We start from the raw sequence: 20,695 nt of genomic DNA, 5'->3' as shown, positions 1-20,695 counted from the left end.
GAGTACCAAGCGAACGCAGGGATGTCATGCCAATTGCCCGGAGGCCGGGATGGAGGCTCGGGCAGGCCCCCGGCTTCGACCAGGCCCCTCCGCCATGGCCACGGTTTGGCCCATGTTTGGTGGCCAAAGGTGCCTCCGAGAGGATGTTTGCCCATTGCCTACGGGCTTTGGGGATGGCACATGATGACTGTTATTTGACAGCGGAACGGAAGCAGGTTGCGGCGGCTGGTTAAGATATCCGCTTACAGCATCATGTCGGTCTTGACCGTCCTGCTGATTGCGGCAATCGCCTTTTACGTGCGGCTGTCGCAAGGGCCGGTCGCGCTCGATTTCATGCGCGACACCATCCAGCAGCAGATCAACCGCAACCTCACGGGCATGACGGTTTCGGTGGGCGGCGCGGTCATCGAACGCGCCGCCGAAACGGGCATTCCGCATTTCCGCCTCCGCAACATCGAGTTGAAGGACAGTTCAGGCAACCTCATTGCCCGCGCACCGCGCGCCGCCATCGGCATCCGGGAAGACGCGGTACTTTCCGGCAGGCTGGTTCCGACCTCGATCGAACTGATCGGCCCGCGTATCCGTGTCATGCGCACGCTCGACGGAAGGATGGAACTTGGTTTCGGGGATGCAGCGCCCGAGAATGAAACGGTTTCCGTCGATGCCGATGTCCCAGAGATGCCGGGCAAGAGCGATCAGGAAAGCCTCGCCGGAGCATTCGAGAACGCCGGCGGGGCTGCAACCCTCATCGATATTCTGAGTGGCGGCGGGCCGGACACGCAAGGTGGGGGCGGTTCGATCAATTCCATCGAAACCATCCGGATCGCCAATGGCGAGATCCGTTTCTACGACGAGGCCAATGATTCGATCTGGGACGTGCCCGAGGCGGAACTCGTCTTCAGGCGCATGCCCTATGGCTTTGCGGTGGTAGCCAATGCGGAAGTCTCGAACGGCGACGAGCAGGGAACATGGCACGCCGACATGTCGGCCAGCTACCGCCGCGAGTCCCGCTCCTTCTCGATCAGCATGAGGGTGAACGATATTGTTCCCGCCAACATTTCTGACGAGATATTTGCGCTCTCGCAACTGGCCCGCGTCAAGGTTCCGCTGTCGGGCCAGGTGGAGATGGAGGTAACCGACACCGGGCTCATCACCAAGGCCACGGCGGAGTTCAGCGCGGCAGCCGGCGAGGTTGGCTTGCCGGACTATCTGGCCGACCCCATCATCATCGACGAGGGCTCTCTCCGCGCCGACTACGACCCTGTGACGGGAAGCATCATCATCACCGACTCGACGCTGCTCGTAGGCAGTTCGCGCGCCCAGGTGAAGGGCAACGTTCTTCCCGTCCGCGATGCCGACGGGCGGCTGACCGCCCTCAGGATCTCGCTGCAGGCCCGCAACGTGGCCATCGATGCGCAGGGTTCGAACAAGGCTCCGGTGGCCGTGGACCGCGTCGACTTCATCGGCAATGCGGCGATCGAGGAGGCCCGGCTCGACATCGACGATCTCGTGGTCATGTCGGGTGACAGCGGGATCAGGCTCCGGGGCGCCATCACGGGAGGCTCCGAGTCGGCGGGCATCCTGCTGTCGGGCCGCATCCGGGGATTGTCCGCCACGCTGATGAAGCAGCTCTGGCCGCCGATCATGGCGCCCAAGACGCGCAAGTGGCTGAACGAGAACATCCGCAGCGGCCGCATCGACGATGGCGAGTTCATGGTGAACCTGCCGGTCGATGCACTGGCGGCGGCGCAGAGGAACCGCAAGCTCCCCAAGGGCTCGATCAACCTCGGCTTCCGCACGTCGGGCGTCACGGCGGGCTATTTCAGGGACCTGCCGCCGCTCCTGAACGCGTCCGGTGAAGGAAAGCTCACCGACAATGACTTCGTCCTGAAAGTCGACAAGGCGGATGTGACGCTGCCTTCGGGTGCAAAGGGGCGGCTTGCATCCGGCACCATGAAGGCCACAGACATTCTGGCCGTCGAGACCCTGGCGGAATTCGACCTCGACGTTCAGGCCAATGCCCAGGCGCTGATCGAATACCTAGCCCATCCTGCGCTCAATCTCATCCGCAACACCGGCTTCGACACGACGAAGCTCGACGGCAACACCAAGCTGAAGGTGAAGCTGGCATTGCCCCTCATGAAGGATGTGCCCAAGGAGCGCGTGATTGTCGATGTCACCGCAAAGCTCTCCAATGCCGCGTTGCAGGACGCCATTCCGGGCATCGACATTTCCGAAGGTGAAATCGAATTGTCGGTGGACGATGGTGCCTTCACGGCCCACGGCCCCGCGAAGATCGCTGGCGTTCCCGCCAAGCTGACATGGCAACGCGCGGCGGGTCCGCAGGCAAAACAGTCAGCGGTCATCGAGGCAAAGCTCGATGGCGAACAGCGCCAGAAGATGGGGATCGACCTCGGCACCTTCGCGCGTGGCCCCATCGGCATCAAGGCGACGATCGAGGATCTGGGCGATCCGCAGGGCAAGGTCTCCGTGGAGGCTGACCTCGACGATGTCGAGATGCGCATTCCGGCTATCAGCTGGTTCAGGCCCGCCACCGCGAAGACTGGGGCAACCTTGACCTTCTTCGGCAAGGGCGAGAAGGGACGGCGCGTGGAAGACCTCGTGATCAAGGGCCCCGGCCTGTCGATCAAGGGCCGCATCGCGCTGAGTGCCAAGGCGAAGGCCGGCGGCTTCCGGGAGATCGACTTGACGGAAATCCGATTGAGCGACGAAAATCTCTTCGCGCTGAACGTGAAGGAGACGGACGGTGAAACGCAGATCGCCCTGAAGGGTGACAGCTTCGATGCGCGCCCTCTGATCCGCTCGATGTTCGGCACGCGGAAGTCGGGCGAAGCGAATGGCGGCGAGGCGGCAAAGGACAAGCCTCTCAGCATCTCGCTCAATCTCGATCGTGTCTACGCCAATCGGGGCGAGATCATCACTGGGGCTTCGGGCACACTCCGCGCGCGCGGCTCGCGCCTTGAGGACGCCGAGATCAGCGGAACGTTCCTCAGCGGCCAGCCTGTGGTCTTCCGCGTGACACCCGTTGAAGGTGGCCGCGAGATGCGCATCAATGGACGCGACGGGGGCGCCGCCATCCGCGCGGCCAATCTCTATTCCAAGGTTGCGGGCGGCCAGATCGAGTTCTTCGCGCTGCTGTCCAACGATACCTCGTCCTCGGTCAGGAAAGGCCAGCTCGTGCTGCGCAACTTCGAGGTTCGCAACGAGGCCGCCCTTGCCGAACTCGACTCGCGCGGCAAGCCGAAGAAGAGCGGACCACGCCGGGAATCGCTGTCCTTCGCCAAGTTGACGCTGCCCTTTACCTCCGACCAGAAGTTCATCCGGATCGGCGAAAGCCTCGTCCGCGGCAACGAATTGGGCGCGAGTGCGGAGGGGCTGATCCGCAAGTCTGATGGCGCGGTGGACATCACCGGCACCATCATCCCGGCCTATGCCTTGAACGCTGCCATCGGCGACATTCCACTGGTCGGTGACATTCTCACCGGCGGCAAGGGCCAAGGCATCATCGGCGTCACATTTGCCCTGGGCGGCACCATCGACAAGCCTGTTTTCCAGATGAACCCGGTTTCCGCCGTGGCGCCCGGCATCTTCCGCAAGTTCTTCGAATATGGAAACACCGGCCAGGGCAACAAGTCCCAAGGCCGGAACAATGCCGAGAACAACTAGGTTATTGTTGCCAGAGTTTTGGTCTCACTAGAACGTGCTTTTTTTTGCCCATTGAAAGTTTTATCGAGTCCCTGTTGCCCTTGATGTGATTGTCAAGTCGATACCTCTCGTCGGTGATCTGCATGTCATTCACTCTTATAGCTCCGCCTTGAACGGAACGTCTTGCTTCGCTGTTCGACGTAGCAAAGCCTGCAGCAACACAAGCCTGCAGCAAACCGACTCCACTCACGAGGTCTAGTTCGATGGTTGGAAGACCCTCAGCACTCTGTCCCTCTTCGAATGTTCGGCGAGAAGTTTCGCCCGCTTGCTCCGCAGCCTCGCGCCCGTGCAACATGGCTGTAGCTTCCGTGGCCAGCACCTTTTTCGCTTCATTGATCTCGGAACCCCCGAGTGCGGCCAACCGATCAATTTCGCGTAGCGGCATCTCCGTGTAAAGTTTCAGGAAGCGGCCAATGTCGGCATCCTCCGAGTTCCGCCAGTACTGCCAGTAGTCATAGGGGCTGAGCAAGTCGGCGTTGAGCCAGACCGCGCCGGACATGGTCTTGCCCATCTTGGCGCCCGACGATGTGGTCAGCAGCGGCGAGGTGAGCGCAAACAGCTGCTTCTGGTCGCAACGGCGGCCAAGCTCGATGCCGTTGACGATGTTGCCCCACTGGTCGGAACCGCCCATCTGCAGCACGCAGGATTCGCGGCGTGACAGTTCGAGGAAGTCATAGGCTTGCAGGATCATGTAGTTGAATTCGAGGAAGGTGAGGGGCTGCTCGCGGTCGAGCCTGAGCTTCACCGAGTCGAAGCTGAGCATGCGGTTGATGGTGAAGTGAACGCCATAGTCGCGCAGGAAGTCGATGTAGTTGAGATGGTCGAGCCAGTCGGCATTGTTGACCATCCGCGCATCCGTCGGGCCATCGCCGAATGTCAGGAATTTCGTGAAGACCTGGCGGATGCCCGCAAGATTACTGGCGATCTGCTCGACCGTGAGGAGCTTGCGCGACTCGTCCTTGAACGAGGGGTCGCCGATCTTGGTGGTGCCGCCGCCCATGAGCGCAATCGGCCGATGGCCGGTCTTCTGCATCCACCGCAGCATCATGATCTGGACGAGCGAGCCTGCATGCAACGAGGCAGCGGTCGCGTCGAAACCGATATAGCCCGAAATCGTGCCGGCCTTCGCGGCAGCGTCCAGCGCCTCGGGGTCCGAGATCTGGTGGATGAAACCGCGGCTAAACAGTATGTTGAGGAAATCGGACTTGAACTGGCTCATGGCACTGAACTCTTTTCGGAAAGCGGTGCGGGCTCTTACCACGGGATGAAGTCGTGTCAAAACCACTGGCGGCACTGGGGCTGATGTCGGGAACCTCGCTCGACGGGATCGACGTCGCGTTGCTCCATACCGACGGCGAGGACGTGGTGAAGCGAGGTCCATCCGCAACCTATGCCTACCGCCCCGAACAGCAGGCGCTTTTGCAGGATGCGCTGGAGGAAGCCAAGGCGCTGACGGATCGGACCGCCCGCCCCGGCATTCTGGGCGATGCCGAGCGTGCGTTGACCGGCTGGCATGCGGATGCCGTTCAGAAATTCGTCAAGGACAATGGCCTAAGTGATTCTGAAATCGACGTGATCGGGTTTCACGGTCAGACCGTCATCCACAGGCCGGAGATGCAGTTGACCGTCCAGCTGGGAGACGGACCTGCACTGGCACGCCGCCTTGGCCGCCCCGTTATGTGGGACATGCGCGCGGCCGACGTCGCCGCTGGGGGGCAGGGCGCTCCGCTCGTGCCGGTCTATCACCGGGCCCTGGCCGCCTCGCTGCCAGAGCGGCCCGTCGCTTTTCTGAACATCGGAGGCGTCGCAAATGTGTCGTGGATCGGACGGAACGGCGAACTGATCGCCTTCGACACCGGCCCCGGCAATGCGTTGCTCAACGACTGGTGCCTGAAGCGCATTGGAAGGCCCTTCGACGAGGATGGCCGCCTCGCCGCCACGGGCAAAATTGATGAAAGCGCCCTCGCGCAGTTGCTGGGAAATCCCTATTTCGAGGACAGGCCGCCAAAGTCCCTCGACCGCAACAGCTTCGCATCGCTGCCGCTCGGCCATCTCTCGGATGCTGATGGAGCAGCAACCCTGCTGGCCTTTACGAAATTCAGCGTGATGCAGGCAGATGACTGGTTTCCGGAGGCGCCGCGCCGCTGGATCGTTTGCGGGGGCGGGCGCCTGAACCGCACGCTGATGGAGTCCTTTCCCGGGCGTCCCACAGTGTTCCAGACCGCGGAAGAAGCGGGCTTCAACGGAGACTCGATGGAGGCCGAGGCCTGGGCCTATCTCGCGGTTCGCTGCCTCAAGGGGCTGCCGATCACATTCCCCGGCACCACGGGATGTCCGGAGCCCTTGTCAGGCGGTCTTGCCGCCACGCCTTAAGAGGCTGACGACACGCCCGTCGATGATCACCAGTGCGCCGATGATGATCAGCGCACCGATGATCTCGCGCGGCTCCAGCGTTTCATGAAGCACCAAGAAGCCCATGGCGATGGCGGATGCCGGGATCATCATGGTCACCAGCAGCACGTTGGCGGGCCCGGCGCGCTGGACGACCTGGTAGAAAATGACATAGGCAAAGGAAGTGGCGAGCAGCGACAGGCCAAGCAACGCCAGCCAGCCCTGCAAAGACGCGTCGAGCAGCGTCCACGGATCGTCGAAGGCAAAGGCGAAGACCATCATGATGGCGGAGGAACACAGCAGCTGGCCGGTCGCGGCGCTGACGGGAGAGATGCCCTTAAGCTTCGCCTTGGCCCACAGGCTGCCCAGCCCATAGCAGGCGGCAGCACCAAGGCAGCACAGGATGCCAATGCTCTGTGATCCTGCTCCGAACAGCGTTCCGCCCTTGATGATCGCAACACCCGCCACGCCGATGAGAAGGCCCCCGACTTTCCGGGCTACCAGCGGTTCAAGCCCCGCCATCGCGATGAAAGCCACCCCGAACAGTGGTGTCGTCGCGTTGATGACGGAGGCAAGACCGCTGGCGATCATGGTCTGCCCGGTCACGATGAGGATGAAGGGAAGAATGTTGTTGAGGACGGACAGCCCGCCGATGGTGATCCAGCTGGCGCGGTCTCGCGGCAGTTTGGTTCCTGTCACGACCAGCAGGACAACCAGTCCCGCGGCCGCCAGCACGACCCGCGCCAGGACGATGACGAGCGGCGACAGTTCCTTTACCGCGATGCCGACAAACAGAAACGAGCCCGCCCAAATGACCGACAGCATGACCATAAGGCCCCAGTCGGCAAGACTGATGTGCTTCGCGCTGTTCATGGAGACGCCTTAGCCTTGGCCACCGCCAAGGCGCCACCCGAAAACCGTTGCGAAAACCTCAGAGCTGGCCTTCGGCGGCCAGCCGCTTGTCCACATAGGTCGAGCAGATCTTGGTCAGTTCGTCGATCTTGTCCTGGAAGAAGTGGTTGGCGCCGGCAATCACCTTGTGCTCGACGGCGATGCCCTTCTGGGTCTTCAGCTTGGAAACAAGGCTGTGCACTGCTTCCGGCGGCGTCACCGTGTCCTTCTCTCCATTGATGAACAGACCGGACGCCGGGCAGGGCGCCAGGAACGAGAAGTCATAATGCTTGGCAAGCGGCGCCACCGAGATGAAACCCGAGATTTCCGGCCGCCGCATCAGGAGCTGCATCGAGATCCAGGCGCCGAAGGAGACGCCCGCGATCCAGCAGATTTTGGCTTCGCGGTTGAATGACTGGAGCCAGTCGAGCGCCGAGGCGGCGTCAGAGAGTTCGCCTGCGCCGTTCTCGAAGATGCCCTGGCTGCGGCCCACGCCCCGGAAATTGAAGCGCAGCACTGAAAAGCCCCGCGTCTGGAACATCTGGTACATGGCATGGACGATGGGGTTGTTCATCGTGCCGCCGAAGGTCGGGTGCGGATGAAGCAGGATGGCGATGGGCGAACCCGGGGCCTTGGAATGGTGGTAACGCGCCTCGATCCGTCCGGCGGGTCCGCTGAAAATCACTTCCGGCATATTGGCTCTGGTCCTTTGGGGAGACGCCGATCGGAATTTTCCGGTGGATGTCCACCGAATAATTGACTCCGGTACTCGGGTTTTCTATATCCCTGTTTAGAATTATTCGAAACTGGCGGGCATGGTCCCGTCATCGGACCTCGCCTTTAGCACGGGTGCGGGGTTCAAAATCAAGGATTTCGTGCAGATGGGACCCGAGAAGACGCCATGAAGATGAGCACCAAGGGCCGGTATGCCGTAATGGCGATGATTGACATTGCGGCATGTTCCAAGGGCGACCCCATTTCGCTGGCTGAAATCGCCGAGCGGCAGGACATCAGCCAGGAGTATCTGGAGCAGCTTTTCGGCAAGCTCCGCAAGGCCCGGCTCGTAGAGAGCGCGCGCGGCCCCGGCGGCGGCTACCGGCTAGCGAGGCCTGCCGCAGAGATCCCCATTTCGGACATCATCCTTGCGGCGGACGAGGAGCTTCACCTGACGCGTTGTGGCGGCGATGCAGTCGAGGGTTGCGTGAAGGGTGAGCGCTGCAACGCGCATGACCTGTGGTCGTCGCTCGGCCGCCAGATGATGAACTTCCTGTCCTCGATCACGCTTGAGGACGTCGTGGAGAAGCGCAACCTCGCACTGGCCGCCACCATCAAGCAGACCAAGGACCGGCATGTGCGCCCGGAAGCAAGGTCCGTTGCCTGATGAGAACCTATCTCGACCATAACGCATCCTCGACGCTTCGCTCGCAGGCGAAGGCGGCGATGATTGCGGCGATGGACGTGACCGGCAACGCCTCCTCCGTCCACGCCGAGGGACGCATGGCCCGGAAGCTGCTGGACGATGCTCGTGAGCAAGTGGCCCGCGCGATTGGCGTCATCGCGCCCATGGTCGTCTTCACTGGCGGCGGCAGCGAGGCGAATAATCTGGCGCTCAAGGGTGCGCCGGTCGAGCGGCTCATCGTGTCGGCCATCGAGCACCCGTCGGTTCTCGAAGCCGCGAAAGCGTCAGGCAAGGCGGTCGAAATACTTCCCGTCGATGCGAATGGCATTGTCGACCTTGCGGCGCTTGAACGGCTTCTGCCGGGACGCAGGACGCTGGTCAGCGTCATGCTCGCCAACAATGAGACGGGCGTCATCCAGCCGCTGCGGGAGATCGTGGCGCTGGCGCAGGCGCATGGCGCGCTTGTCCACACCGATGCCGTCCAAGCACTCGGCAAGATTCCGGTAAACTTCGGCCTGCTGGGCGTCGACCTCATGACGTTATCCGCCCACAAGCTGGGAGGTCCTGTCGGCGCTGGCGCGCTCGTCGTCCGCGATGGCCTCGCACTTGAGCCTTTGATCCATGGCGGCGGCCAGGAACTGCGCCGCCGCGCCGGCACCGAGAACCTTGCCGCCATTGCCGGGTTCGGCGCGGTGGCCAATGAAAAGCTGAACGCCGTCAAGGATTTGCGCGACAAGCTGGAATCATCGCTTGAAGGCGCAATCATCTTCGGCGCGGATGTTGCGCGTCTTCCCAACACCACCTGCTTCGCCATGCCGGGCATGAATGCCGAAACACTGCTGATGGGCTTCGATCTCGAAGGGATCGCGGCTTCCTCGGGTTCGGCCTGCTCGTCCGGCAAGGTGGCGAAGTCCCACGTGCTGGCCGCCATGGGTGTCGCACCTGAAATCTCCCGTGGCGCCATCCGCGTATCACTGGGCTGGGACACGACATCCGCTCACATCGAACACTTCACCGCCGCGTGGCGCAAGATGCTTGCCCGCCACAAGGCCCGCGCTGCTGCATAGAGAAGAACAATGGCTGACCTCGAAACAATCGAACTCGTCAAGGACATCGAAGTCGACAAGTACAAGTACGGCTTTGAAACCGAAATCGAATCCGATTTCGCGCCGAAGGGCCTGAACGAGGATATCGTCCGCTTCATCTCGGCCAAGAAGGGCGAGCCCCAATGGATGCTCGACGCCCGCCTCGAAGCCTATACCCGCTGGTTGCAGATGGACGAGCCCACCTGGGCCAAGGTCCACTATCCGAAGATCGATTTTCAGGATCTCTATTACTACGCCGCGCCGAAGAGCATGTCGGGGCCGAAGAGCCTTGATGAAGTCGATCCCAAGCTGCTCGAAACCTACGCCAAGCTCGGCATCCCGCTCAAAGAACAGGAAATTCTCGCGGGCGTCAGGAAGCAGGGCGAGAAGAGCGAACTCGATGATGCGGGCGTCAGCGAATATGCCTCCGGCAAGGTGGCCGTCGATGCGGTGTTCGACTCGGTCTCCGTCGTCACCACCTTCAAGGCTGAGCTCGCCAAGGCAGGCGTCATCTTCTGCTCGATCTCGGAAGCCCTCCGCGAGCATCCCGAGCTTGTGAGGAAGTATCTCTTCTCCGTCGTCCCGCAGGGTGACAATTACTATGCCGCACTGAACTCCGCCGTCTTCTCCGATGGCTCCTTCGTCTATGTGCCGCCCGGCGTGCGCTGCCCGATGGAACTGTCCACTTACTTCCGCATGAATGCCAAGAACACCGGCCAGTTCGAGCGCACGCTCATCATCGCCGACAAGGGCTCTTACGTCTCCTATCTCGAAGGCTGCACCGCGCCGACCCGCGAGGAGAGCCAGCTTCATGCGGCGGTCGTCGAACTGATCGCGATGGACGATGCCGAGATCAAGTATTCGACCGTCCAGAATTGGTATCCGGGCGACGAGGAAGGCAAGGGCGGCATCTACAATTTCGTGACCAAGCGCGGCGATTGCCGTGGCCCTCGTTCCAAGATTTCGTGGACGCAGGTCGAGACCGGGTCTGCCATCACCTGGAAGTATCCAAGCTGCATCCTGCGCGGCGAGGAATCGCGCGGCGAGTTCTACTCCATCGCGATTTCCAATGGCCGCCAGCAGGTGGACTCAGGGACAAAGATGATCCACCTCGGCAAGAATACGTCGAGCCGCATCATCTCGAAGGGCATCGCCGCCGGAAAGAGCGACAACACCTATCGCGGCCTCGTCTCGGCGCACCGCAAGGCCACCAACGCTCGCAACTTCACGCAGTGCGACTCGCTCCTCATCGGCGACAAGTGCGGCGCGCACACCGTGCCCTACATCGAGGCCAAGACCTCGACCGCCCAGTTCGAACACGAGGCGACGACCTCGAAGATCTCCGATGACCAGATGTTCTACTGCATGTCGCGCGGCCTGACGCAGGAAGAGGCGGTGGCCCTCATCGTCAACGGCTTCGTCCGCGACGTGCTGCAGCAACTGCCGATGGAGTTCATGGCCGAGACGCAGAAGCTCATCGGCATCTCGCTCGAAGGGAGCGTGGGTTAACAGGAATTCTCGTCATGGCAGGGCTCGTCCCTGCAATCTCGAGCCACAAGACAGGAAGATGCCCGGAACAAGTCCGGGCATGACGAAACAGGGAAGAGTTCACATACTATGCTCGACATCAACAACCTCCATGTGAAGCTTGAAGACGAAGACCGCGAGATCATCCGTGGGCTGACGCTTTCCGTGAAGCCCGGCGAAGTCCATGCCATCATGGGACCGAACGGCTCCGGCAAGTCCACGCTCTCCTATGTCCTTGCCGGCCGCGAGGGCTATGAGGTGACGGAAGGGTCCGTGACCTACAAGGGCGAGGACCTGCTGGAGATGGAGACGAGCCAGCGGGCGGCCATGGGCGTGTTCCTCGCCTTCCAGTATCCGATCGAGATTCCGGGCGTCGCCACCATGCAGTTCCTCAAGGTGGCGCTCAATTCGCAGCGGAAGGCGCGCGGCGAGAAGGAACTCTCCACACCCGACTTCATGCGGCTGGTGAAGGAGAAGGCGGCAAAGCTGAACGTCTCCGCCGACATGCTGAAGCGGCCAGTCAACGTGGGCTTCTCGGGCGGCGAGAAGAAGCGCGCCGAGATCCTGCAGATGGCTGTGCTGGAACCCTCGCTCTGCATTCTGGACGAGACGGATTCGGGCCTCGACATCGACGCGCTCCGCGTGGTGGCCGATGGCGTCAATGCGCTGCGCTCGCCCGATCGCGGCATGATCGTCATCACGCATTACCAGCGCCTGCTCGACTACATCGTGCCGGATTTCGTCCACGTGCTGTCCAAGGGCCGCATCGTCAAGTCGGGCGACAAGAGCCTGGCGCTCGAACTCGAAGCGCGCGGCTACGCCGAATTCGAGAAGGATGCGGCATGACAACGGCCCTTGTCCGGACCATTGCGGAAGAAGCGCTGGGGCACTCGCTCCCGCACCGTCGCATGGAAGACTGGCGCTGGACCGACCTGCGCCAGATGATCGACAAGCCCTATCCGCCGCGCCAGCAGGTGACGGAGGATGTGGGCGAGGTCGAGCGGCTCTTGAAAGCGTCGCTTTTCCATGGCATCGCCGCGACCCGCATGGTCTTCGTCAACGGCGCCTATGACGCCGCACATTCCCGCCGCGCCAACGAGGCGCTCGCATTCCGTGCCGAAGCCACTGAGCCGGTGCAGATGATGAACGCGGCATTCGCGACCGACGGCGCGCATGTGACGCTGTCGGGCAATGCCGACACGCCGCTGGAACTGGTCTTGATCTCGACCGATGCCGCGCCCCGGACCGTTGCCACGCGGAACCTGATCGAGGTGGAGGCGGGCGCCTCCGCAACGATCATCGAGACACACATCGGCGAGGGCAGCTATCTCGCCAACAGCGTGACCGAGATCCGTATCGGCGAGGGCGCAAGGCTCGACCGCGTGAAGGTGGAACTGGAGGCCCGCGAGGCGATCCACCTGGCGCACGCTCATGTGACACTTGCGGCCAACGTCACCTTCCGGGATTTCACGCTCACCTCCGGCGCGAAGCTCAACCGCCAGAACGGCACTTACACGTTCCTCGGCGAGGGGACCGACGCCAAGATCTCCGGCGCCTACTTGCTCGCCGGAAAGCAGCATGCCGACTCGCGCCTCGTGGTCGATCATCGGGTGCCCAACTGCGCCAGCCGCGAACTGTTCAAGTGCGTGATGGACGATCATGCCCGCGGCATCTTCCAAGGCAAGGTGATCGTGCAGCCCCACGCCCAGAAGACCGACGGCAAGCAGTCGAGCCATGCACTGCTGCTGTCCGAGACGGCCGAGTTCGACGCCAAGCCGGAACTCGAGATCTATGCAGACGATGTCGCCTGCGGCCATGGCGCCACGTCGGGCGACCTCAACCACGACCATGTGTTCTATCTGAAGTCGCGCGGAATCCCCGAGGCTGAGGCCAAGGCCATGTTGATCGCGGCCTTTGTCGGCGAAGCCTTCGAGATGGTGGCACACGATGGCATCCGCGAAGCGCTTGGCGACTATGCCGCCCGCTGGCTCACCGAGCACAGGAGGGCCGGATGAACGCCTTCGACGTCAACGCCATCCGCGCCGACTTCCCCATCCTGTCGCGTGAAGTCTATGGCAAGCCGCTGGTCTATCTCGACAACGGCGCCTCCGCCCAGAAGCCGAAGCCGGTGCTGGACGCGATGATGAAGTCCTACACGGAGGAATACTCCAACGTTCACCGCGGTCTCCACTATCTGTCGAATGCGGCGACGCAAGCTTTTGAAGATGCACGTGAAAGCGTCAGGCGGTTTCTGAACGCGCCAACCGCCGAGCAGATCATCTTTACGCGCAATGCGACCGAGGCCATCAACCTGGTGGCCCAGAGCTATGGCGGCATGGTGATCGGGGAGGGCGACGAGATCGTCCTCTCGATCATGGAGCATCATTCCAACATCGTGCCGTGGCATTTCCATCGCGAGCACAAGGGCGCGGTCCTGAAATGGGTGCCCATCGACGAGGACGGCAATTTCCTCATCGAGGAATTCGAGAAGCTGCTCAGTCCCCGCACGAAGATCGTGGCCATTACGCACATGTCGAATGCGCTGGGCACCATTGTGCCGGTGGCGGAGGTCATCAAGCTGGCTCACGCACGCGGCATTCCCGTGCTGGTCGACGGCAGCCAGGCGGCGGTACATATGGCTGTGGATGTCCAGGCGCTCGACGCGGATTTCTATGTCTTCACCGGCCACAAGACCTATGGGCCGACCGGCATCGGCGTGCTCTACGGCAAGAAGGACCTGCTGCAGCTCATGCCGCCCTATCAGGGCGGCGGCGAGATGATCGCGGAAGTCACCACCGACGCCATCACCTACAATGATCCGCCGCACCGGTTCGAGGCTGGAACGCCCGCCATCGTTCAGGCCATCGGCCTTGGGGCCGCGCTCGATTACATGCAGGGCATCGGCCTCGCCAACATTGCCGCACATGAGGCAAAGCTTCGTGATTACGCCATGCAGCGCCTGTCGGAGATCAACAGTCTCCGCATTTTCGGCCGCGCCCGGAACAAGGGCGCGATCGTGTCGTTCACCATGGAGGGTGCCCATGCCCATGATGTCGCTACCGTGATCGACCGGGCGGGGGTCGCCGTCCGTGCCGGAACCCATTGCACCCAGCCTTTGCTCCAGCGCTTCGGCGTGACAGCCACTTGCCGCGCGTCATTCGCCATGTACAACACCCTCGAAGAGGTTGATGTTCTGGCGGACGCGCTTATCTCTGCCCGGAGGATTTTCGGATGATGGATGCCGCAGAACAGACCCTTCACGTGGAGAATGCGCCGAACCCGTCGGCCATTCCACCGGAGGAACTTGCCCGCATGACCGACGACATCGTGGCAGCCCTCAAGACTGTCTATGATCCTGAAATTCCGGTCGATATCTATGAACTGGGCCTTATCTACAAGGTCGACATCGATGATGACCGCAACGTGGCAATCGAGATGACGCTCACCGCGCCGGGCTGCCCCGTGGCGGGCGACATGCCAGGTTGGGTCGAGAACGCCGTCTCGACGGTGGCCGGCGTTGCCTCGTGCCGGGCGACGATCGTTTTCGATCCACCGTGGGACCACAGCCGCATGTCGGAAGAAGCCCGCGTCGCAATGAACATGTGGTAAGGAGAGACATCATGGCCTCCGCAACACCCCGTCCGCGCCCCCAGATCATGAAGCTCACTGACGCCGCTGCGGCGCGCGTCCGCGAGATCATGTCGAAATCCGAAAGGCCCGTCGTGGGCCTTCGCATCGGCGTGAAGAACGGCGGATGCGCCGGCATGGAATACACGATGGAATGGGCCGAGGACCAGAAGCCCTTCGACGAGGTGGTCGAGGACAAGGGCGTGAAGGTGCTGGTCGACGCCAAGGCGATGATGTTCCTGCTGGGAACCGAGATGGACTTCCAGACGACGACGCTCAAGTCCGGTTTTGTCTTCAACAACCCGAACCAGGTCTCAGCCTGCGGTTGCGGCGAGAGCGTGCAGCTGAAGGCGGCGACGCCCTAATCTTCTTGCGGTCGCCGTCGTCGCAGTCCTAGTCTGCCGATGGGGAACGCGGCTGATTCAGAGGTGACCATATGGCCAGTTCGATGTTCCGTTCCGCGTTTCTGCTCATGGTTTTGTGTGGCCCTGCGCTGGCTCATGAGGACAATCCCAATGCCGGCGTGTCGGGCGAGGGCGACTTCAACATGTATTGTGCGAGTTGCCATGGCGAGGATGGCAAGGGTGACGGTCCCAAATCTTTCGGCCTCAGCGTCAAGACACCCGATCTCACCACGCTCACGGCGCGCTATGGCGCCTTTCCCGCCGACCGGCTGATGCGGGTCATCGATGGCCGTGACCCGCTCACCGGCCACGGCACGCGCGAAATGCCGGTCTGGGGAACCTGGTTCAAGGCGGAGGCCGCTCAAGAGCTTGGCGGTGCGGAAGGTGACGAAGGCTCCGTCGACCGCCGCATCGCCAACCTGATCGGATACGTGGAGACTCTGCAGAGCAAGCCCTAGGCATTGACGCATTAGCCCCTTGCAACCGAAACTCGATGTCCAAGCGAGGTTGAGGCACATGAAGAAGCAATTCGCAGTACCTGAAGACCACTGGTCCTGGGGTCCCCATCTGAGCCACAGCCACGCCGTGCGCTGCGGGCGGTTCGTCTGGGTGAGCGGCCAGATGGATCTGGGGCCTTCGGGCGGGATCAACTTCCCCGGCGATTTGCGGGCGCAGGTCAACGGTGCCATGACGAATGTGGCCACGGTGCTGGCCGCTTCCGGCTGCGATCTGTCGCATGTCGTGAAGCTGCTCTGCTTCTACGTGAACGATGGTTCTCGCGATGAGGATGCCGTTCTGCAACTGATTGGCGATCATTTGCCGCCGGGCCTGAGGCCGACTGTCACCGCCGTGCCGGTGGCCTATCTGGCCTTCCCCGGCGCGGAGGTGATGATCGAGGCCTATGCAATGGCTTCGGAGAACGGCGATCCCTTGCCGAGGTCCCATGGGGATGCCGTCGGCCTGTCGCCGCTTCCCGCTGCCTTTGCGAGCGCCGTGCGCTGCGGCAAGATGATCTTCGTAAGCGGGCAAAGCCCTGTGTCGGCCAGCGGGGAAGTGCTGCACAAGGGTGATATAGTCGCGCAGACCCATCAGGTGATGGCGCAGGTCAAGTCAGCGCTGGCGTCCTTCGGGGCAGCATTCGCCGATGTGGTCAAGATCAACCGCTGGTACGTGGGGCAGGGGAAAGTTGAGGATTTCGAGCCCGCCGCCATGGCCTGTGCCGCCAATTTTGCCGAACCAGGACCTGCCGCAACTGGCGTTCCCATCCCGCGTCACGCCCGTGACGGCCAACTCATCAGGATCGAGGTGGTTGCCATGCTGAGTGAGGACGGGAGCCATCTGCCGCGCCGCCAGGTCTGGCCCGACACGCTATGGGACTGGACCGTCGACATTCCCTATTGGCACGGCCTCAAGTGCCACGACATGATCTTCCTGGGCGGGCAAGTCTCGCTCGACACCAAAGGCATCGCGGTCAATCCCTTCGACATGCGCGCCCAGGCGGCGCAGGCGATGGTCCACATCGGCTCGATTCTGCGGGAACTGGGTGCCAACTATGACGACATCTGCAAGCTGACCACGGTCTATGCCGGGCCGCCGGGGCTCGACGCGCTCCAGGAGAATCTCCGCATCCGTTCGGCCTTCTTCAAAACGCCCGGTCCGGCGACCACGGACATTGCGCTCCCGGTCCTCGCCTATCCCGGCATGATCATCGAGATCGACACGTTTGCGATGGCGGAGCCTGATCCCCTCTGAAACAGGCAAGGCCCGCCGGTGCTGGACCGGCGGGCCTTCAATGTCTGTCAGTTGGCGTCGGAGCCTTGATTGAGAAATTGACTGATCAGCCCGGCGATCTGCTGGGGGCCGACGCCTTGCATGTGATCGTGCCAGAGCACCGCCAGATGGGCTGCGACGATGGGCACGAAAACCAGCGACATCATGAGGATGACGATGGTGGCCGCGCCATGGTCCGGGCGGGTGGTTTCACCGTGCGGGGCGCGTACGGGATCGTTCGAATAGAACTTGAAGGTCATGGTTCACCTCGTTGCGACCAGCCGTTACCGGCGGTGGCAGGGGAACCGATCCGAAATCAGATACCCGCCAGCGCCCGTAACGGCATGGTCGATCGACTATGACTGTCGCTTGGCATTGGGTTTCTGGTTCCTGTTTGATAACGGACGCATGGAAAGGCGTCCGTGACCCGTCAATGAACGCGTCGGCGCGGCCTGTCAAGCACAACCCGCATGGGGCCTGCTGCCGCATGGGCCGCTGAGTTTCGCGCCATGGGGCTGGCGAGGGAAATGGTGCCGGATGAGGGGATTGAACCCCCGACCTTCGGTTTACAAAACCGCTGCTCTACCGCTGAGCTAATCCGGCGCCGAGGCGGGGTATAGCCGCCTCTGAAATGCGCCGCAAGCGGGCCCGGCATGCCCGCCCGCGAGAGCATCGCCCTAGAGAAGGAAGTCCGCCGCCGAGAGGTCGCCGACGGCGAACCCTGCCAGCACGATCTGCATCTCGGTGCCGCCGTTGCCGCTGGTGTTGATGTAGACAATCGTATCGGCGCCCACCTGCGACGCCCGGATCTGGCCCTCGCCGCTGAATATCGTGTCCGGGATGAAGATGAAGGCCTCGTCGGTCGCGGCAGAACCCTCCTGGGCATCGATCAGGGAGAGATCGATCAGGTCGCCGGCCGCGAAGTCCAGGATGGTATCGCGCAACGTTTCACCGGCACCGCTGTGCGTGGTGCTCAGGAACACGAACGTGTCGTTTCCGCTGCCGCCCGCCAACTGGTCCTGACCGCTGCCGCCGTTCAGCTTGTCGTCGCCGCTGTCGCCATCCAGAAAGTTGGCGCCGTTGTTGCCCGTGAATGTGTCGCCGAAAATGCTGCCAATAACATTTTCCATGTTGGAGACGACGTCTCCCTCGCCATGGCCGCCGGTTGCGGAGCCATTGTTGAAGGCCAGCTTCACGCCCGCGCCGGAGGCGCTGTAGTCGAGCGTGTCGATCCCGTCGCCACCGTCGATCACGTCAGCGCCGTCCAGTCCCACGAGAATATCGTCGCCGTCCCATCCGGTGAGGGTGTTGGCACCGGCATTGCCCGCGATGATCTGGCCGAATTCATTGCCGGTGAGGTCCATCGCCTTGGTGCTGGCCGGTGCGAGGGCAAGCAGCCGCTCGACTTCCACGCCTGAGGCAAGTGTGTAGCTTGCCGTCGTACGGACGGTATCCGTGCCGCTACCAATTCCTTCCTCGATCACGTCGGCGCTGTTGTTGACGCGATAGGTGTCGTTGCCGCCAAGTCCGCGCATGATATCCGCCGCGCCCCCCGGCCCGCCGCTGTTGAGGAGATTGTTGCCGAGATTGCCGATAATGGTCTGGGAAAGCAGGTTGCCCGTCAGGTCGATTTCGTCAAAGGCAAAGATGTTGCTGACCGAGAGTGTCTCGACTTCGGCGCCAGACGAGAGCACGTAGCTCAGCGATGCCACAACGCGGTCGTTGCCCTGTCCGGCCGCCTCGATCACGACATCGCCCGCATCGTTCACATGGATGACGTCGTCGCCCGCGCCGCCGTCCATGATGTTGATGCCGGTGCCTCCGATCAAGGTGTCATTGCCGGATCCGGCATTGACATTCTCGATGGACGTCCAGTTTTCGGTAATGGCACCGAGGAACTTCTGTTGGGCGAGATCGTAGGTGGCGCTCCCCGCAGTGGTCGAATAGTCCACCGTGTCAGAACCATTCCCGCCGTTGAAAATGTCGACGCCCGCGCCGCCCGCCAGAGTGTCGTCGCCATTGCCGCCGCGCAGGTCGTCGATGCCGCCACCGCCCGAGATGATGTCGTCACCGGCCCCTCCATTGAGCTGGTTGGCAACGGTGTTTCCAATGATCGTGTCGTCATAACTGGAGCCGCGAATGGTCTCGATGTCGAGGAAAGTCGCCAACGTACCGCCGCCATCCTCGACGGCGGAGCCAAGGGCCACGGTTGAGTTGCCCGTCAGCGTGATGGTGAAGCTGCGGCTCGCGCTGGTGTGGCCGGAGGCAAGCGTAATGGCTCCGAAATCCGCTGCGTCGATGCCGTCCATGCCCAGATAGATGTCTTTCAGAGCAGAAAGATAGATCAAGGCGTTGTGTGCCTTGAACGTGTCGTTGCCGCCGTTGCCGGTGAAGGTGTTGGCTGCGAGATCGGCGATGAATGTCTCATCGAAATCAGAACCGATGACGTTCTCGATTCCCTCCATGCGCTCGATATAGCCGCCAGAGCCAGGAGCCGTCACATCGGCCCACACCATCTGGTCGGCTTCGAGGTCATAGGTGCGGGTTCCAAATGAGGCGAGCGCCAGACCTGTCCATTCGTTCTCGTAGTCGGCGGTGTCGATGCCCGATCCACCATCGATGTCGTCCGCGCCCTGGCCGCTGATGATGGTGTCGTCACCGCCATTGCCCTTGAGGATGTTGATGCCATTGTCGCCGGTGATTGTATCATCGCCACCGCCGGTGTTGACGTTCTCGATGCTCTCCAGGGCTTCGGTGGTGGAGCCCGCTACTGCCGTGCCGGTCAGCAGGTTCACGGTCCAGTCCGAGTTGGAGTAGGTGAAGTCCACTGTATCATTGCCGCCGCCGCCATCGAAGCTGTCGGTGCCGGTGCCGCCGCTCATCCAGTCGTCGCCATCGAGGCCGATCAGCGTGTCACTGCCGCCAAGCCCCTCGAGGATCGAGTCGCCCGAATTGGCGGTCAGCGTCTCGCCGTTATCCGTGCCGGTGATGAGATTCCCATCGACGTTGTAGATGGCATAGGCGATGCCGCGATTGTCGGTGCCTTCGGAAACGGTCAGCAGCACACGGCCATTGGCCATGGTTTCGAGATCAAAGTCCCAGATGTAGCGGCCCTGGGGGTTGTCGAAAGTGAGCTGGCTACCCACGGCGTTGCCGTCGCCATCGAAGCGCTGCAGCCGCACCTCGCGCTGATCGGGAGCGTATTCGTCAATCCAGGCCACGATGAACCCGCCGCCATTGAGGTGGGTCACCTGCGGCTTCGAGAGTTCGCCCGTGGCCGAGCGCTTGATCGTGAATTCCTTTACATATCCTGTGAAGTTGTTCTGCAGTATGGCGCGAATGTCGGAGAAGCTGCCGTCTGCCGCGTCACGGCGATAGACGACGACATAGCTGTTGGAGCCGTGCTGATCACTGTTGAGAGCCGTTGGGTCGTTGTCGAGGGTGGCGACATCGGGATCCGCGATCGTGTCGGGATTGGAGGAGGTGTCGACGATGTACTGTTCGTCAGGAAAATAGTCAGGCAGCGAAGGGTATCCCTGGTTATTGTAGATCACGATACCAGTGAAGTCCCGGGGGTCGTCCCCGAAATTCTCGAGTTCGGCGACGATGACGATAGTCCCGGAAGATGTCGATCTGAACGATTCGACTTGCGGCGCCTCGTAGATCAATCCTCTGATAAACGGAGAGCCCGGATCAGGAAATATACTCGCTGGAAAATTGAACTCGTCGCCATCTCTAGGCTCAGGACCTATTAAACTGGTTGCGGATCAGTTGCAGTTTTGATTCAAGGCTTCCGATAGAGGAGGCCTTCATGAGCAAGCTGTTTCTGCTGAGCAAGTCCCAGATGTCGCGAATTTCGCCATGTTTTCCGCTGG

17 protein-coding genes and 1 tRNA gene are annotated in these 20,695 nt (G+C 62.0%); 12 read left to right on the top strand and 6 right to left on the bottom strand.

Translation table 11 applies throughout. The annotated features are described in order from the left end of the window. Positions 1-252 precede the first annotated feature (252 nt). Positions 253-3,687 carry a DUF3971 domain-containing protein gene (locus tag ACEW8Q_RS06875; RefSeq protein ID WP_373503310.1) on the top strand — a complete coding sequence of 1,145 codons (3,435 nt, stop codon included), beginning with the start codon at positions 253-255 and terminating at the stop codon, positions 3,685-3,687. Between the two features lies 1 nt (position 3,688). Here ACEW8Q_RS06875 and tyrS read toward each other — a convergent pair whose 3' ends face one another. Then, complete coding sequence (tyrS, locus tag ACEW8Q_RS06870; protein ID WP_373503309.1) at positions 3,689-4,945, bottom strand: tyrosine--tRNA ligase; 1,257 nt, start codon at positions 4,943-4,945, stop codon at positions 3,689-3,691. 83 nt (positions 4,946-5,028) lie between these two features. Between tyrS and ACEW8Q_RS06865 the strand changes: the two genes are divergently transcribed. Continuing rightward, complete coding sequence (locus ACEW8Q_RS06865) at positions 5,029-6,099, top strand: anhydro-N-acetylmuramic acid kinase (protein ID WP_373503323.1); 1,071 nt, start codon at positions 5,029-5,031, stop codon at positions 6,097-6,099. Here the strand turns inward: ACEW8Q_RS06865 and ACEW8Q_RS06860 are convergent. Together ACEW8Q_RS06860 and ACEW8Q_RS06855 are read right to left on the bottom strand one after the other, a co-directional pair. After that, positions 6,073-6,990: a DMT family transporter gene (locus ACEW8Q_RS06860; protein ID WP_373503308.1), complete on the bottom strand. Its 918-nt coding sequence runs from the start codon at positions 6,988-6,990 to the stop codon at positions 6,073-6,075. The genes ACEW8Q_RS06865 and ACEW8Q_RS06860 overlap by 27 nt on opposite strands. A gap of 58 nt (positions 6,991-7,048) precedes the next feature. Further along, entirely contained in the window at positions 7,049-7,702 is a 654-nt protein-coding gene (locus ACEW8Q_RS06855) for an alpha/beta hydrolase (protein ID WP_373503307.1), read from the bottom strand. Positions 7,703-7,909: 207 nt separating this feature from the next. Here ACEW8Q_RS06855 and ACEW8Q_RS06850 point away from each other — a divergent pair, with 207 nt between their 5' ends. The 10 genes from ACEW8Q_RS06850 (at position 7,910) to ACEW8Q_RS06805 (ending at position 16,802) form a co-directional block, all read left to right on the top strand. Next, positions 7,910-8,389, top strand: coding sequence for an Rrf2 family transcriptional regulator (locus ACEW8Q_RS06850; protein ID WP_373503306.1), 480 nt, complete (start codon positions 7,910-7,912; stop codon positions 8,387-8,389). After that, complete coding sequence (locus ACEW8Q_RS06845; protein WP_373503305.1) at positions 8,389-9,474, top strand: cysteine desulfurase family protein; 1,086 nt, start codon at positions 8,389-8,391, stop codon at positions 9,472-9,474. Before ACEW8Q_RS06850 ends, ACEW8Q_RS06845 begins: the two co-directional genes overlap by 1 nt. A gap of 9 nt (positions 9,475-9,483) precedes the next feature. Further along, entirely contained in the window at positions 9,484-11,001 is a 1,518-nt protein-coding gene (sufB, locus tag ACEW8Q_RS06840) for a Fe-S cluster assembly protein SufB (RefSeq protein WP_373503304.1), read from the top strand. A 108-nt stretch (positions 11,002-11,109) separates the two neighbouring features. Next, positions 11,110-11,865: a Fe-S cluster assembly ATPase SufC gene (sufC, locus tag ACEW8Q_RS06835; RefSeq protein ID WP_373503303.1), complete on the top strand. Its 756-nt coding sequence runs from the start codon at positions 11,110-11,112 to the stop codon at positions 11,863-11,865. Next, positions 11,862-13,034 carry a Fe-S cluster assembly protein SufD gene (sufD, locus tag ACEW8Q_RS06830; protein ID WP_373503302.1) on the top strand — a complete coding sequence of 391 codons (1,173 nt, stop codon included), beginning with the start codon at positions 11,862-11,864 and terminating at the stop codon, positions 13,032-13,034. Before sufC ends, sufD begins: the two co-directional genes overlap by 4 nt. Continuing rightward, positions 13,031-14,254, top strand: coding sequence for a cysteine desulfurase (locus ACEW8Q_RS06825; RefSeq protein WP_373503301.1), 1,224 nt, complete (start codon positions 13,031-13,033; stop codon positions 14,252-14,254). Before sufD ends, ACEW8Q_RS06825 begins: the two co-directional genes overlap by 4 nt. Continuing rightward, positions 14,251-14,628 (top strand): SUF system Fe-S cluster assembly protein, encoded by a 378-nt coding sequence (locus ACEW8Q_RS06820; RefSeq protein WP_373503300.1) that lies wholly within the window; start codon positions 14,251-14,253, stop codon positions 14,626-14,628. The genes ACEW8Q_RS06825 and ACEW8Q_RS06820 overlap by 4 nt, the downstream gene beginning before the upstream one ends. Before the next feature lie 11 nt (positions 14,629-14,639). After that, positions 14,640-15,011, top strand: a complete 372-nt coding sequence (gene sufA / locus ACEW8Q_RS06815; RefSeq protein WP_373503299.1) for a Fe-S cluster assembly scaffold SufA — start codon at positions 14,640-14,642, stop codon at positions 15,009-15,011. 71 nt (positions 15,012-15,082) lie between these two features. Beyond that, complete coding sequence (locus ACEW8Q_RS06810; RefSeq protein WP_373503298.1) at positions 15,083-15,508, top strand: cytochrome c; 426 nt, start codon at positions 15,083-15,085, stop codon at positions 15,506-15,508. Positions 15,509-15,566: 58 nt separating this feature from the next. Continuing rightward, on the top strand, positions 15,567-16,802 hold the full coding sequence (locus tag ACEW8Q_RS06805; protein ID WP_373503297.1) for a Rid family hydrolase: 1,236 nt from the start codon (positions 15,567-15,569) through the stop codon (positions 16,800-16,802). Positions 16,803-16,849: 47 nt separating this feature from the next. Here the strand turns inward: ACEW8Q_RS06805 and ACEW8Q_RS06800 are convergent, their stop codons facing one another. The 3 genes from ACEW8Q_RS06800 to ACEW8Q_RS06790 form a co-directional block, all read right to left on the bottom strand. Beyond that, on the bottom strand, positions 16,850-17,080 hold the full coding sequence (locus ACEW8Q_RS06800; RefSeq protein WP_373503296.1) for a hypothetical protein: 231 nt from the start codon (positions 17,078-17,080) through the stop codon (positions 16,850-16,852). Positions 17,081-17,348: 268 nt separating this feature from the next. Next, positions 17,349-17,423, bottom strand: a tRNA-Thr gene (locus tag ACEW8Q_RS06795). A 74-nt stretch (positions 17,424-17,497) separates the two neighbouring features. Further along, positions 17,498-20,488 (bottom strand): hypothetical protein, encoded by a 2,991-nt coding sequence (locus ACEW8Q_RS06790; RefSeq protein ID WP_373503295.1) that lies wholly within the window; start codon positions 20,486-20,488, stop codon positions 17,498-17,500. Positions 20,489-20,695 lie beyond the last annotated feature (207 nt).

The organism is Aestuariivirga sp. (genome assembly GCF_041738905.1).
Lineage (GTDB): Bacteria > Pseudomonadota > Alphaproteobacteria > Rhizobiales > Aestuariivirgaceae > Aestuariivirga.
This window is presented reverse-complemented; position numbering and strand designations above follow the sequence as displayed.

Coding starts and splice junctions, on each gene's coding strand:
- ACEW8Q_RS06875 (WP_373503310.1), top strand. CDS start 253: ATGTCGGTCTTGACCGTCCTGCTGATTGCGGCAATCGCCTTTTACGTG.
- tyrS (WP_373503309.1), bottom strand. CDS start 4,945: ATGAGCCAGTTCAAGTCCGATTTCCTCAACATACTGTTTAGCCGCGGT.
- ACEW8Q_RS06865 (WP_373503323.1), top strand. CDS start 5,029: ATGTCGGGAACCTCGCTCGACGGGATCGACGTCGCGTTGCTCCATACC.
- ACEW8Q_RS06860 (WP_373503308.1), bottom strand. CDS start 6,990: ATGAACAGCGCGAAGCACATCAGTCTTGCCGACTGGGGCCTTATGGTC.
- ACEW8Q_RS06855 (WP_373503307.1), bottom strand. CDS start 7,702: ATGCCGGAAGTGATTTTCAGCGGACCCGCCGGACGGATCGAGGCGCGT.
- ACEW8Q_RS06850 (WP_373503306.1), top strand. CDS start 7,910: ATGAAGATGAGCACCAAGGGCCGGTATGCCGTAATGGCGATGATTGAC.
- ACEW8Q_RS06845 (WP_373503305.1), top strand. CDS start 8,389: ATGAGAACCTATCTCGACCATAACGCATCCTCGACGCTTCGCTCGCAG.
- sufB (WP_373503304.1), top strand. CDS start 9,484: ATGGCTGACCTCGAAACAATCGAACTCGTCAAGGACATCGAAGTCGAC.
- sufC (WP_373503303.1), top strand. CDS start 11,110: ATGCTCGACATCAACAACCTCCATGTGAAGCTTGAAGACGAAGACCGC.
- sufD (WP_373503302.1), top strand. CDS start 11,862: ATGACAACGGCCCTTGTCCGGACCATTGCGGAAGAAGCGCTGGGGCAC.
- ACEW8Q_RS06825 (WP_373503301.1), top strand. CDS start 13,031: ATGAACGCCTTCGACGTCAACGCCATCCGCGCCGACTTCCCCATCCTG.
- ACEW8Q_RS06820 (WP_373503300.1), top strand. CDS start 14,251: ATGATGGATGCCGCAGAACAGACCCTTCACGTGGAGAATGCGCCGAAC.
- sufA (WP_373503299.1), top strand. CDS start 14,640: ATGGCCTCCGCAACACCCCGTCCGCGCCCCCAGATCATGAAGCTCACT.
- ACEW8Q_RS06810 (WP_373503298.1), top strand. CDS start 15,083: ATGGCCAGTTCGATGTTCCGTTCCGCGTTTCTGCTCATGGTTTTGTGT.
- ACEW8Q_RS06805 (WP_373503297.1), top strand. CDS start 15,567: ATGAAGAAGCAATTCGCAGTACCTGAAGACCACTGGTCCTGGGGTCCC.
- ACEW8Q_RS06800 (WP_373503296.1), bottom strand. CDS start 17,080: ATGACCTTCAAGTTCTATTCGAACGATCCCGTACGCGCCCCGCACGGT.